The following is a 13,390-nucleotide window of genomic DNA, read 5'->3' as shown; positions in this document are numbered from 1 at the left end:
CGCGATCGTGGCGAGCGTCACAGCGGCGCCGGGTCTCACTGCACCGTATACGGGGAGACGGTGCTGCGGTGCTCGTCGATCTCGAGGGGCTTGCCGATCTGCGGGAACGCGCGCTGCGGGCACTCGAGGCGCTCGCACACCCGGCAGCCCGAGCCGATCGGCGTTGCCGCCGCCCCGGTCAGGTCCAGCCCGTCGCCGTAGACGGTGCGGTGCGCGTGGCGCAGCTCGCAGCCCAGGCCGATCGCGAACGTCTTGCCGGGCTGGCCGTAGCGCGAGGCGCGGCGCGTGACGGTGCGCGCCACCCACAGGTAGTTGCGCCCGTCGGGCATCTGCGCCACCTGGCGGACGATCTTGCCCGGCTCGGCGAACGTCTCGTACACGCTCCACAGCGGGCACGTGCCGCCCGAAGCGTTGAAGTGGAAACCCGTGGCCGACTGGCGCTTGGACATGTTGCCCGCGCGGTCCACCCGCACGAACGAGTACGGCACCCCGCGCAGATTCGGGCGCTGCAGGGTGGACAGCCGGTGGCAGACCGTCTCGAATCCCGCCGAGAAGAACGTGGACAGCCGCTCGATGTCGTACCGGAACTCCTCGGCGGCATCGTGGAACTGGCGGTAGGGCAGCACCGTGGCGGCGGCGAAGTAATTGGCGAGCCCCTTGATGCCCAGCGACCGGGCCTCGGCGGTGGAGAAGTTGCCCTCGTCGGCGAGGCGCTCGAGCAGGTCGCCGAACTCCAGGAACGCCAGCTCGGTGGCCATCCGGAAGGCGCGCTGGCCCGGCAGCAGCTGCGCGGCGAACTCCATGGTGCGGGTGTCCGGATCGTACCGGTGCAGCACGTTGTCGCCCAGGTCGATGCGCTTGACGATGTGCACGTCATGCTGGTGCTCCAGCCGCTGGGCGATCTCGCGGAGGATGTCGCCCCGGTGCAGCCGCAGCCGCTGCGTCATGTCCTCCGCGGCGGCGTCGAGCTCATCGAGATAGTTCTGGCGCTGATAGAAGTAGTCGCGCACCTCCTCATGCGGCATCGAGATGATGCCCGGCGCGTTGGCGTCGCCGCCGCGGCCCTCGGTGAGGGCGCCCAGCTGGTCGGTGGCGTTCCGGTACCGCTGATGCAGCGACACCAGGGCGCGCGCGATCTGCGGGTGCGCGGTGGCCAGCTGCGCCAGCTCGGAGGCGTCGGGCGCGGGGCCGGCGTCGGAGCCCACGTGCTCGTCCAGCAGCACCTCTCGCATCTCCGCGATCAGCCGCGTCGAATCCTGCGGCGAGAAGAAGGTGGCGTCCACCCCGAACACCTCGGTGATCCGGAGCAGCACGGGCACGGTGAGCGGGCGGACGTCGTGCTCGATCTGGTTGAGGTAGCTCGGCGAGATCTCCAGCGTCTTGGCCAGCGCCACCTGGGACAGGCCCCGCTCGGTGCGGAGCTGCCGCAGCCGCGACCCCACGAACGTCTTGGTCATCACCCCAGGCTACGAGCGCATGCGAAGGGTCGCAACAGCGGGTTTGCAGACTTGGCAAGCGGGAAGCAGGCGGTGGCGAGGCTCAGTTCGGGGGCTGCGCCGGGGCGGTGGTGGCGGACCCCGGGGCGTCTGCGGCGCCGGGGTCCGGGGCGCCCGTCGTCGCGCCGATCGAGTCGAGGGTGTCGGTGAAGACGGACATCGCGTCCGCGAGCGTCGCGTCGTCGCCCTCGACGGTGCAGTAGCCGGAGAGCGAGCCCTGGGCGGCCGCGAGCAGCATCGCCGACGGGTTGCCGTTGCCGCCCTCCTCGAGCAGATCCCGGGTGGTGGACTTCTGGTCGTCCGAACTCCGGCCCAGAAAATCGCCGCAGGACATCTCCGACGCGTTCGCACAGCCGACCAGCAGTGCTGCGGCCGCGATGATCGACAGGCCGGCCATTGCGGCGATCCGCGAGCGGCGCGGGGCGGACGGGTGCCGTGGGGCGGACGGGTCGGCGGGGTAGGGGCCGGCTCCGGCCGGGGAGGGCGACGCTGTCATGGCGCCAGGCTAGTCGGTGCGTGGCGCGCGGCCCGGGAGGCGGAACCGGCGGCGACGGCCGGACCCGGCATCGCACCGCCCGACGCGCCGCCCGAAACCCCGCCTGCGATGTGTGAAGCCACTCACAATCCCTGTCCGTCGGCGATAGCACGTGGACTGCCGTGCGCATCCGGGCTGCCACTGAGCGGGACCCGTCCGCCGGTGCGCGCGGTTTCGTCACGGCCGCGCGCTTCCCCCAGGCCAGGGCCCCAATCGGCTTACTCGGCGGTAACTTTTGGTGAATGTGACTATTGACGACTTCGCAGCGGGTGTGCACGCGGAACTTCGCTGAATTTGCAAAGCCGACGTGAAAGCTGGCGAAAGTTGGCAACTGTGAGCCCTGGACCTGCATGTTTGAGGTGTGCCATTGTCGGTGGTGTACAGGTCAGTGCCGGTGCGGATTTGCGAGCATCAATGCGAACTCCGTGCTTCCCCGAGCCGCTCGGGGTGGCGACGCCGGGCCGGCCCGGACAGCCGGGGCGCCGCCCGCGATGCCCCGCCCCGCGGCGGGGACGTCACGGACGGCACCGCCGGTGCGGCCGGGCCCGGCAGCGCACAACAGTGAAGATTCGAAGAGCAGGAGCCTCGATGTCGAACGTCGGAAAAGCACGTACCGCCGCGGAGATCCAGAAGGACTGGGACGAGAACCCCCGCTGGAAGGGCGTCACGCGCAACTACACGGCCGAGCAGGTCGCCGAACTTCAGGGCACCGTCGTCGAGGAGCACACCCTCGCCCGCCGCGGCGCCGAGGTCCTGTGGGACCTCATCCACAAGGAGGACTTCGTCAACGCGCTCGGCGCGCTGACCGGCAACCAGGCCGTCCAGCAGATCCGCGCGGGCCTCAAGGCCGTGTACCTGTCCGGCTGGCAGGTCGCCGGTGACGCCAACCTGTCCGGCCACACCTACCCGGACCAGAGCCTCTACCCGGCCAACTCGGTCCCCACCGTGGTGCGCCGCATCAACAACGCCCTGCTGCGCGCCGACGAGGTCGCCCGCGTCGAGGGTGACACCTCCATCGAGAACTGGCTGGCCCCCATCGTCGCCGACGCCGAGGCCGGCTTCGGCGGTGCGCTCAACGCCTACGAGCTGCAGAAGGCCATGATCGGCGCCGGCGCGGCGGGCGTGCACTGGGAGGACCAGCTGGCCTCCGAGAAGAAGTGCGGCCACCTGGGCGGCAAGGTGCTCATCCCCACCCAGCAGCACATCCGCACGCTGACGTCGGCCCGCCTGGCGTCGGACGTCGCGAACGTGCCCAGCGTCATCGTCGCCCGCACGGACGCCGAGGCCGCCACGCTCATCACCTCCGACGTGGACGAGCGCGACCGCCAGTTCATCACCGGCGAGCGCACGGCCGAGGGCTTCTACCACGTCAAGAACGGCATCGAGCCCTGCATCGAGCGCGCCAAGGCCTACGCCCCGTTCGCGGACCTGATCTGGATGGAGACGGGCACGCCGGACCTCGAGTACGCCCGCAAGTTCGCCGAGGGCGTCAAGTCGGAGTTCCCCGACCAGCTGCTGGCCTACAACTGCTCGCCGTCGTTCAACTGGTCGGCCAACCTGGACGACGCCACCATCGCCAAGTTCCAGCGCGAGCTGGGCGCGATGGGCTTCAAGTTCCAGTTCATCACCCTGGCCGGCTTCCACGCGCTCAACTACTCGATGTTCGACCTGGCCTACGGCTACGCCCGCAACCAGATGACGTCGTTCGTCGAGCTGCAGAACCGCGAGTTCGCCGCGGCCGAGGAGCGCGGCTTCACCGCGGTCAAGCACCAGCGCGAGGTCGGCGCCGGCTACTTCGACCGCATCGCCACCACCGTCGATCCCACCAGTTCCACCACGGCCCTGAGCGGTTCGACCGAAGAGGCGCAGTTCCACGGGTAAGTTCCCCGTAGGGCCTGAAGAAGAACCACTCACGCTGGGTACCACCTACTCACACTTGAGGAGCTGACGTGACAAGCGAGAAGATCCAGAGGGTCGGCGTCATCGGCGCCGGACAGATGGGTGCGGGCATCGCCGAGGTGTGCGCACGTGCACATGTTGACGTCCTCGTATGCGAGCCTTCCCGCGAGCTGGCGGCGGCCGGCCGCGCACGGATCCTGCGGTCGCTCGACCGCGGTGTCAGCAGCGGCAAGATCACCGACCGCGAGCGTGAGCAGGCCGCCTGGCGGCTCCGATTCACCTCGGACCTGGGCGACTTCGCGGACCGCCAGTTGGTGGTCGAGGCGGTCACCGAGGACGAGAAGGTCAAGACCGCGGTCTTCGCCGAACTCGACTCGGTGGTCACCGACCCGCACGCGGTCCTCGCGTCCAACACCTCGTCCATCCCGATCATGAAGCTCGCGATGGCCACGGAGAACGCCTCCCGCGTCGTCGGGATGCACTTCTTCAACCCCGTGCCCGTGCTGCCGCTGGTCGAGCTCGTGACCACGCTGACCACGAGCGCGGAGGTGGGCAAGCGTGCCGAGCACTTCGCCCACGAGGTGCTGGGCAAGGAGGTGGTGCGCTCGGCGGACCGTTCCGGCTTCATCGCCAACGCGCTGCTGGTGCCGTACCTGCTGTCGGCGATCCGCATGGTCGAGTCCGGCTTCGCCACCGTCGAGGACGTCGACAAGACGATCTCGCTGGGCCTCGCCCACCCGATGGGCCCGCTCAAGCTGAGCGACCTCATCGGGCTGGACACGGTCAAGGCGATCGCCGACTCGATGTACGAGGAGTTCAAGGAGCCGCTGTACTCGGCGCCGCCGCTGCTGCTGCGCATGGTCGAGGCCGGCCGGCTGGGCAAGAAGTCCGGCCACGGCTTCTACCAGTACGCCGAGAACGGGGCGTCCGCCCAGTAACAGCGGGCGTCCGCCCGGCCGCCGGACGGGTGCGCGGAGCCGCCGAAGAACACCACTTCGGGCGGGCGCCGGGCCGCCGTCGGGCGCGGGACGCAGTGTGAGAGCCGTCGTCGAGGGGCGTGACCGAGCACGGTCGCGCCCCTCGGCGCATCCCGTCCGCCACGCGGCCGGACGGGAATCTTCGAGACCGTAAACAGCGGGTACCCGGTGCGGCTGGTCGGTACATTCGGCACGATGAGAAGTGCCGGCGAGGCCGCCGGGGTGGACCCACCGCGCAGTGCGGGGCGCACGCCGTCCCGGCCCGCCTGCATCAGTGCAGCGACTGTGCGAGCAGACAGGAAAGGTCGACATCGCAATGAGTACCGCAGTTCCGGCAGGAATCGGTTCCAGCGTCCTCGGCTACCCGAGGATCGGGCCGCGTCGAGAGCTCAAGCGTGCCCTGGAGTCGTATTGGCACCGCCACTCCAGCCGCGACGAGCTGCTGGCCGTGGGCCGCGAGCTCCAGGAGTCCACGTGGCTCGAGCTCGCCGCGACGGGGCTCAGCCAGGTACCCGGCAACACCTTCTCCTTCTACGACCATGTGCTCGACAACGCGCTGCTGTTCGGCGCGGTGCCGGCCCGCTTCCGCGACCTGCAGGAGTCGATGCACCCGCTGGACTTCTACTTCGCGATGGCGCGCGGCGTGCCCGGGCACCCGCCGCTGGAGCTGGCCAAGTTCATCAGCAGCAACTACTACTACCGTGCCCCCGAGCTGGACCAGAACACCGTCTTCGCGCTGCACTCCGAATCGCTGCTCGACGAGGTGCACCGGGCCAAGCAGCACGATGTCGAACTGCGCCCGGTGGTGCTGGGGCCGCTGTCGCTTCTGCTGCTGAGCCGGGTGAGCGCCGACGCCACCGAGGGCTTCCACCAGCTGGACCTGCTGGAGCCTCTGCTGGCCGCCTACGAGCAGCTGTTCGAGCAGCTCGCCCGCGCGGGGATCACCTGCGTGCAGCTGGACGAGCCGTGGTTCACCCTGGAACGCTCCGAACGCGAGCTGGAGGCGTTCGGCCACGCCTACCGCGAACTGTCCGAGGCCCCGCTGCGCCCCCGCCTGCTCGTCACCGGGCCCTACGGGGATTTCGGCCCGGCGCTGCCGCTGCTGGCGTCCACCAAGGTCGAGGCCATCGGCCTGGACCTCGTCGACGCACCCAAGACAGCCGACGAGCTCGCCGCCATCCCGGGCATGAAGCGCAAGCGCCTCTACGCCGGCGTCATCGACGGCCGCAACGTGTGGCGGGTGCACAAGCTGCAGACGCTCGACTACCTCAAGGAGCTGTACGCGGCGATCCCCGACATCGTCGTGTCCACCTCGTGCTCGCTCATGCACGTTCCCTACGACGTGCTCATGGAGTACGACCTGGACGAGAACGTCGCCGACCACCTGGCCTTCGCCAAGCAGAAGGTGGGCGAGTCGGTGGCGCTGGCCCGCGCGCTGCGCAAGGGCCCGCCCGCCAAGTGGGCCGACGAGGCCGAACGCCCGGCCGCCGTCACCAACGACGCCGTGCGCAAGCGGGTCGCCGCCGTCACCGACGCCGACCGCGCGCGCATGCCGTTCGCCGAGCGTCGGGCCGTCCAGCGCGAAGCCATGCCGCTGCCCGACGTGCCCGCCACCACGCTGGGCTCGTTCCCGCAGACCGAGCACATCCGCAAGGCCCGCTACGACCTGGGCCAGGGGCGGCTCACGTGGGACGAGTACGTGGCCGAGGTGCACGCGGAGATCGAACTCGTCATCCGGCTGCAGGAGGACATCGGCCTGGACGTGCTCGTCAACGGCGAGGTCGAGCGCAACGACATGGTGCAGTTCTTCGCCGAACAACTCGACGGCTACGCCATCACCCGCAGCGGCTGGATCCAGGTGTACGGCTCGCGGACGGTGCGCCCGCCCGTGCTCTACGGCGACGTGTCCCGGCCCGGCCCCATGTCGGTGCGCTGGACCGAGTACGCGCAGTCGCTGACCGACAAGCCGGTCAAGGCGGTCCTCACCGGGCCGGTCACGCTGCTCGCGTTGTCGTACGTGCGCGACGACCAGCCCATGGCCGAGACCGCCGAACAGCTGGCGCTGGCGGTGCGCGACGAGGTGGCCGACCTGGAGGCCGCGGGCATCCGGATCATCCAGGTCGACGAACCGGCCATCCGCACCCTGTTGCCCCGGCAGGACGTGGGCCGCGAGGAGTACCTCGAATGGGCGGTGGGCGCGTTCCGGCTGGCCACGGCCGGCGCCGCCGCGGAGACGCAGATCCACACGCACATCGGGCTCTCCCGGGTGCGGTCGGTGGTGGAGGCCATCGAGAACCTCGACTGCGACGTCACCTACCTGATCCAGACGCGCACCGTCGACTGGGTCCTCGACGCCCTCGGCGGCGCCGGCTTCACCCGCGGGGTGGGGCCCGGCGTGTACGAGACGCGCTCGGCCGTGGTGCCCGACATCGACGAGCTCGACGACCGCCTCACCCGGGCCGCCGAAGCCATCGACGTCGACCGGCTGTGGGCCAACCCCGACGGCGGCCTCAAGACGCGGCACTTTTCGCAGCTCGAACCGTCGCTGCGCAACCTGGTGGCGGCGGCGCGGAGGCTGCGGCGGCGCGCCGACCGGCTCGAGGCCGAGTCGGCGCTGGGCACCGGGTTGGCGTGAACCGGCAGCGGCGGTGAGTGCCGGGCGGTGGGCGCGCGGCGCCCACCGCCCGGCCGGCCGTCAGGGCCTCGCCGTGCCGGCCTCCCTCACGCTGCGCGCCTGCGGCCCCGCCAGCGTCCCCTCCCACTGCGCGCGCCGATAGTCACGGCGCGCGCGCATCATCCCGGCGTGTCGCGGCAAGGGCCGCGCGTGGCGGCAGGGCGCGCGCGGCGAGGTGGAGCCGGCCCGGCCGGGGGGCGGCACTCTGTCACAAGGTCCTGGGACGAACCCGCCGCCGGGGAACGTAGGCGTCACGCGGGTCGACGGCGTCGATGATCGGGGCCGGACTCGCCTCGGCGCGCCTGCGGGCGCTGTCGAAAAGGCTCAGCAGGCGGTGCGGGGCGGCCAGGTCGGCCCAGGTCCAGCGCATCACTTCGAGCCCGGCGTCGCGCAGACGGTCCTCGCGCTTCTTCTCATCCCAGGCGATCTCACCCGGATCACGGGGATCGTCGATCTGACGCGAGTACTTGACGCGGCCGTCGAACTCGCCCACGATGCCGTGCTCATCGAAGAAGTAGTCCGCCCGGCCCAGCAGATCGCCGTTCACCCGGATGACCCGTTGCAGATCGCGGGGCGGAAGTCCCGCGCGGTCCATTACGATGCGGCTCCAGCTTTCGCCGATGCTCTCACTGCGCGGATCCATGGCCAGGACAGCGGCTCGCGCGCGTTTGGCTCCGGATCTGCCGGGCAGCCTTTCGATCTCCGTCAACAGCTCGTCGACAGTGGTCATCGCGTTGTTCAGCGCTGCGTCGCCCACCGCCACCGCACGATCGAACTGCACCGTCCGGGCCAAGTCGACGATGGTGCGAGCGACGGTGCTCACCGGGAGCCCGCCGACCTCGGTCACCTGAGCAGGCGACAGGTGGGCCATGTGCTGGTGCCGGCGCCGGGTCGTGTGTCCGCCTGCGGTGCCAGGCTGCGTCAGGTGGACTTGGGCGAGACTCAAGTCCCACAGCGGCAACCCGTGGATCGCGGCCGCGGACACGTGGCTGACCACGGCGTTCGTCCGCTGTTTGGCCATTGCTGCGTGCACGGCGATGACGTGGCGCGTGGTGATATCGGTGGCCGCGTCACCGGGCGTCGCGTAGACACCCGGCCGCACCCGCGCGAGATCCCCCTGATTGCACATTCGCTGGAGTGCGTGATCGTCGATTCCATTGCCGACGGCGTTGGCCCTGAACAGAAGCCTTTTCCTCCCCATGCACCCCATCATGGCCGTACCGGGCGACAGCGGATTCCATGGCCGACCGTAAAACCCCAGGAGCGGGACGGTGCCTGTGGATAACTTCCGCGGCGGTGCGAAGAGCCGTTGCCCCCGCGCCGCGCGCCGATCATCCTTACGCGCGCGTGTCGTCCCGGGGTGTCGCGGCAATCGGCGCGCGCCGCGGGAAACAGGCGGGTGGCGCGCCTCAGGCCTTGGGCACGGGCAGTTCGTGCCGCTCGGACATGAACACCCGGCGGTCGCCCTGGGCGTGGGCGATGGCGGTGATCCCGCCCCAGGCCAGCATGAGCAGGTGCTCGATCAGCTCCTCGACGGGAGTGGAGCGGTCCATCATCCAACGGTGCGTGGCCAGCTGGACGGCGCCGACCACCCCGTACGACCACGTCAGCGAACCGTCGGTGATGAAGCCCAGCCGCTGGAGCCGGTCGCTGAGGACGCCCGCGAGGAGTTCCGCGACGATCCGCTCGCTGTTCTCCAACGCCGCACGCACGCCCGCGCCGCCGGAGGTCATGCCCATGATGAACGGGTAGATCTCCGGCTCGTCGGCCACCGTGCGCACGTACACCGAGATGGCGGCCTCGGCCAGGCCGAACTCGTCGAGGTCCTCTTGACCCAGCGCGGCGGCGAGCGCGGGGGCCAGGCGCGTCTCCATGAACCGCATCGTCGCGGCGCTGGTCAGGTCGGCCTTGTCGTCGAAGTAGCGGTAGAGCACCGTCTTGGACACGCCGATCTCCGCGGCGATCTCGTCCATGCCGGTGTTGCTGCCGCGGGCCCGGATGGCGGCGAGGGCGCCGTCGGACAGCTCGGCGCGCCGCGCGAGCTTGTGCTCCTGCCAGCGCAGCTTGCGGCCGTCGATCTCGGAGTTGTCCTTGCGCTTTGCCACGTGCGTCCCTCGGTGCTGCGCCCGATCACCCCGTTCGAGGGATCGGGCGCGTCGTGTGTCGTTCGCGTATGCGGTCCGCCGAACGGAGTGTCGCCGCCCGTTCCGCGTGCACCCCACTCTAAAGCGTCCGCCGGTATCGGAGGACGGGACTCCCGGCCGCCGTGGGCGGGAATGCGCACCGCGGCCTCACCGGCGGCGGCCCGGTGCGCCGCGTCGGGCGCGCCGGGCGGGCGCCGAGCGTGAACAATGGCGGTGTGCTGATGACTACCGACGACCCGGCCAAGGTGCGTGAACTGCGGCGGATGAAGCTCGTCGCCACGGGGTTCCTGCTCGCGGCCGTCGTCGTCTACGTGCTCTGCCTGGTGCTGGGCGGCGACGATGCGCCCACCTGGGTCGGCTACGTGCAGACGGCCTCGGAGGCGGGGATGGTCGGCGGCCTGGCCGACTGGTTCGCGGTGACGGCCCTGTTCCGGCATCCGCTGGGCATCCCCATTCCGCACACCGCGATCATCCGGCGCAAGAAGGACCAGCTGGGCGAGGGGCTCGGCGAGTTCGTCGGCGAGAACTTCCTGGCGCGCGACGTGGTGCTGGGCAAGCTGGACTCGGCGCAGGTGCCGACGCGCCTGGGTGAGTGGCTGGCGCAGCCGCGCAACGCCGAGCGCGCGGCGGCGGAGGCGGCGACGCTGGCCGGTGGCGTCCTCACCGTGCTGCGGGACGAGGACGTGCAGCAGATCATCGACGCGACGATCGTGCGCAGGCTCGCCGAGCCCAAGTGGGGCCCGCCGATAGGGCGGGTCCTCGAGCAGCTGCTGGAGGAGGAGCGGCACCTGCCGGTGATCGAGCTGCTGTGCGAGCGGGCGTACCAGTGGGCGGTGAACTCGCAGCAGACCATCGACAGGATCGTGCTCAAGGACTCGCCGACGTGGTCGCCGCGATTCGTCGACCTGCTGGTGGGCGAGAAGATCCACAGCGAGCTCGTGGAGTTCGCCCGGAAGGTGCGCGCGGATCCGCAGCACGAGGTGCGCCAGGCGGTCAACCGGTTCCTCGTCGAGTTCGCCCGCGACCTGCAGACGGACCCCGAGACGATGGCCAAGGCCGAGCGCGTCAAGACGGAGCTGATGGACCGCGAGGAGATCACCTCGGCGGCGGAGGCGGCCTGGCGGATCGCCAAGAGGCTCATCGAGGAGGCCGTGGCGGACCCGGGCAGTGCGCTGCGGCGCAAGCTGGTCGAGTACTTCCGCGACATCGGGATCCGGCTGCGTGACGATGCCGACGCGCGGGCGACGCTCGACCGCTGGTTGGCCGGCGGCGTCGCCTTCGTGGTCGACAACTATGCGGGCGAGCTCACCGGCGTGATCACCGACACCGTCGCGCGCTGGGACGGCGACGTGGCGAGCCGCAAGATCGAGCTGGCCGCCGGGCGCGACCTCCAGTTCATCCGCATCAACGGCACGGTGGTGGGCGCGGTCGCGGGCCTGGTGATCCACGCGGCGTCGCAACTGATCACGGGGTGACCGCCGACGCGAAGGCATCGGGCTATGATGCAGGCCACGGTGGGTGGCCGCGTGTGACGAATGTCATGCTCCTTGGTTCTCATCTGCGCAAACACAGCGCTTGCAATTGTTAGCACGTCTGTTAGCGTGGGTGGTGCAGCGTAAGGAGGTGCCACATGGTAGGCAGCCATGATCCCGCCGACGGGGAGCGGAGCGAGGGTGGCTCCGGGGCGCCGGAAAGCCAGGACCGGCCTACCCAGGGCGCGTCCGGATCTGCTGCACCGTTCGCCGATCAGCTCGGCGACGGGGCCGGAGAGATCGCCGAGAAGGTGGTCAACACGGCCCAGGACATCGGGGGATTCATCCGGTCGCAGCGCGAATCCGCGCAGGTTTCGCTGCGGCAACTGGCCGAGCGGGCGGGCGTGTCCAACCCGTACCTCAGCCAGATCGAGCGCGGCCTGCGCCGGCCGTCGGCCGAGGTTCTGGGGCAGATCGCCAAGGGGCTCAGGGTCTCCGCGGAAGCGCTCTACATCCGCGCCGGGATCCTCGAGCAGCGCGACCCCAGTCCGGTGCGCGACGCCGTGCTGTCCGATCCCGCACTGAGCGAACGGCAGAGGCAAGTGATCCTCGAGATCTACGACTCCTTCTGTCGCGAGAACGTCGGGGCTGCCGCGCACGTGGCGGACTCCGCACAATAGGCGCCCCGCGCAGGGCCGGTGCGACGCAACGAGGGGTGTGTCGCACGCACGGTCCGTGCGGAATCCGCCGACACCGACCGAAATGACGGCGCCACGTCGTCACACCATAAGGAGCACCACATGTCGAACCCCATCGAGAACGTGAAGACCCCGCTGTACGCCGCCGTCGGCGCCGGCGACTACGCGCTGCAGGCCGTGGCCGACGTGGCCGGCAAGCTGCGCGAGCGCGCCGAGGAGCGCCAGAGCGAGTGGCGCACCAAGTCCGACGAGTGGCAGGCGCGCGCCGACGAGACCCGCGAGCGCATCCAGCACCTCCCCGACGAGCTTCCGGCGCAGATCGACGACCTGCGTGAGAAGTTCACCTCGGAGGAGCTGCGCAAGGTGGCCGAGGCCTACATCCAGGTCGCGACCGACCTCTACAACTCGCTGGCCGAGCGCGGCGAGGGCGCCGTGGACCGCCTGCGCAAGCAGCCGCTGGTGGGCGAGAACCTCGATCGTGCCGAGGCCGCCGTCAACGACGCGCGCGGGCTCACCGAGGAGGCGCTCGGCACCGTCGCCGCCCGCACCCGCGAGGTCGGCGAGCGCGCCGCCAAGCTGACGGGCCGCGCGTCGAGCGGCACCGCCGAGGCCGGCGCCGAGGCCGCCGCCACCACCGAGAAGGCCGCCACCGCGGCCGCGGAGAAGGTCGAGTCGGCCGGCGGCGCGGCGGCGAGTAAGGCCACGAGCGCCGCCAAGAAGACCGAGTCGGCCGCCAAGAAGGCAGAGCCCGCCAAGAAGGCCGAGCCTGCCAAGCCTGCCGCGGCGAAGAAGGCCCCCGCCAAGAAGGCGCCGGCCAAGAACACGCAGAGCAAGTGACACAGCGCTGACCGACACTGCGCGGACAGATCGGCGCTGAGAGATCGGCGCTGAGCGCGTCACCCCCGCCCCGGGCACCGGAATCGGTGCCCGGGGCGGCGTGCGTTGCGCGGCCGGGCCGGGCCGCCGGGGCGGGGGAGGCGCAGCGTATCCGTACAATCGACACCGTGGGAGTAATCGATCTGATCTTCATGGTCACGCGGTGGGCCGCCATCATTTTCGGCGCCGTGGCGTTGATCCATGCGATCCGCCAGCGTTCGGACGCGTTCCCCGCAGTCGGGCGCCTCACCAAGCCGGTGTGGATCGGCATCATCGCCGTCGCGCTCGTGCTGTTCTTCATCATGGGCGCACTGAGCTTCCTGGGCATCATCGGCGTCGTCGCCGTGGGCATCTACATGGCGGACGTGCGGCCCAAGGTGGACGAGATCCAGGGGCGCTGATCGGGGGCGATCCTTCGGCGCGCGCCTGATGCCGCGCCGCGCGCCGATTGCGACGACACTCCGGGGCGGCATGCGCGCGCCGGGGCAGTGCGCGCGCGTCACGGCGATGTGCGCGCGGCGCCGACGCCGGCCCCGCACCCGCGCCACCCGTCCAGACCTTGCCGGGGCCCGTCGGCGACGAGCACAATGGTATGTGTAACCGGAAGTTCCGGGGCGGC

At 70.6% G+C, this 13,390-nt stretch carries 11 protein-coding genes; 7 read left to right on the top strand and 4 right to left on the bottom strand.

Annotated elements, in window-relative coordinates; translation table 11 throughout:
• Positions 1–35: 35 nt before the first annotated feature.
• Both ramB and H4F70_RS16395 read right to left on the bottom strand, forming a co-directional pair.
• Entirely contained in the window at positions 36–1,457 is a 1,422-nt protein-coding gene (gene ramB, locus H4F70_RS16400; protein WP_182348028.1) for an acetate metabolism transcriptional regulator RamB, read from the bottom strand.
• Between the two features lie 82 nt (positions 1,458–1,539).
• Positions 1,540–1,992 carry a hypothetical protein gene (locus H4F70_RS16395; protein ID WP_182357952.1) on the bottom strand — a complete coding sequence of 151 codons (453 nt, stop codon included), beginning with the start codon at positions 1,990–1,992 and terminating at the stop codon, positions 1,540–1,542.
• A 627-nt stretch (positions 1,993–2,619) separates the two neighbouring features.
• Here H4F70_RS16395 and aceA point away from each other — a divergent pair.
• From aceA to metE, 3 genes are all read left to right on the top strand, one after another.
• Complete coding sequence (gene aceA / locus H4F70_RS16390) at positions 2,620–3,912, top strand: isocitrate lyase (RefSeq protein ID WP_182357951.1); 1,293 nt, start codon at positions 2,620–2,622, stop codon at positions 3,910–3,912.
• Positions 3,913–3,980: 68 nt separating this feature from the next.
• Complete coding sequence (locus H4F70_RS16385) at positions 3,981–4,868, top strand: 3-hydroxybutyryl-CoA dehydrogenase (protein WP_182357950.1); 888 nt, start codon at positions 3,981–3,983, stop codon at positions 4,866–4,868.
• Between the two features lie 355 nt (positions 4,869–5,223).
• On the top strand, positions 5,224–7,542 hold the full coding sequence (gene metE, locus H4F70_RS16380; RefSeq protein WP_182357949.1) for a 5-methyltetrahydropteroyltriglutamate--homocysteine S-methyltransferase: 2,319 nt from the start codon (positions 5,224–5,226) through the stop codon (positions 7,540–7,542).
• 247 nt (positions 7,543–7,789) lie between these two features.
• On the opposite strand, the gene H4F70_RS16375 is transcribed toward metE, so the two are convergent.
• Positions 7,790–8,710 carry a type IV toxin-antitoxin system AbiEi family antitoxin domain-containing protein gene (locus H4F70_RS16375; RefSeq protein WP_182357948.1) on the bottom strand — a complete coding sequence of 307 codons (921 nt, stop codon included), beginning with the start codon at positions 8,708–8,710 and terminating at the stop codon, positions 7,790–7,792.
• Positions 8,711–8,990: 280 nt separating this feature from the next.
• Positions 8,991–9,686, bottom strand: a complete 696-nt coding sequence (locus tag H4F70_RS16370; protein ID WP_182348020.1) for a TetR/AcrR family transcriptional regulator — start codon at positions 9,684–9,686, stop codon at positions 8,991–8,993.
• Positions 9,687–9,946: 260 nt separating this feature from the next.
• Between H4F70_RS16370 and H4F70_RS16365 the strand changes: the two genes are divergently transcribed.
• The 4 genes from H4F70_RS16365 to H4F70_RS16350 all read left to right on the top strand — a co-directional run bounded on the left by H4F70_RS16365 (position 9,947) and on the right by H4F70_RS16350 (position 13,172).
• Positions 9,947–11,200: a DUF445 domain-containing protein gene (locus tag H4F70_RS16365; RefSeq protein WP_182348019.1), complete on the top strand. Its 1,254-nt coding sequence runs from the start codon at positions 9,947–9,949 to the stop codon at positions 11,198–11,200.
• A gap of 155 nt (positions 11,201–11,355) precedes the next feature.
• Positions 11,356–11,877, top strand: coding sequence for a helix-turn-helix domain-containing protein (locus tag H4F70_RS16360; RefSeq protein WP_182357947.1), 522 nt, complete (start codon positions 11,356–11,358; stop codon positions 11,875–11,877).
• Positions 11,878–11,997: 120 nt separating this feature from the next.
• Positions 11,998–12,732, top strand: coding sequence for a heparin-binding hemagglutinin (locus H4F70_RS16355; RefSeq protein WP_182348017.1), 735 nt, complete (start codon positions 11,998–12,000; stop codon positions 12,730–12,732).
• A gap of 167 nt (positions 12,733–12,899) precedes the next feature.
• A complete protein-coding gene (locus H4F70_RS16350) occupies positions 12,900–13,172 on the top strand; it encodes a DUF2516 family protein (protein WP_235681165.1) in 273 nt (90 codons plus the stop codon).
• Positions 13,173–13,390 lie beyond the last annotated feature (218 nt).

The sequence above is a fragment of the Tomitella gaofuii genome (assembly GCF_014126825.1).
GTDB lineage: Bacteria > Actinomycetota > Actinomycetes > Mycobacteriales > Mycobacteriaceae > Tomitella > Tomitella gaofuii.
This window is presented reverse-complemented; position numbering and strand designations above follow the sequence as displayed.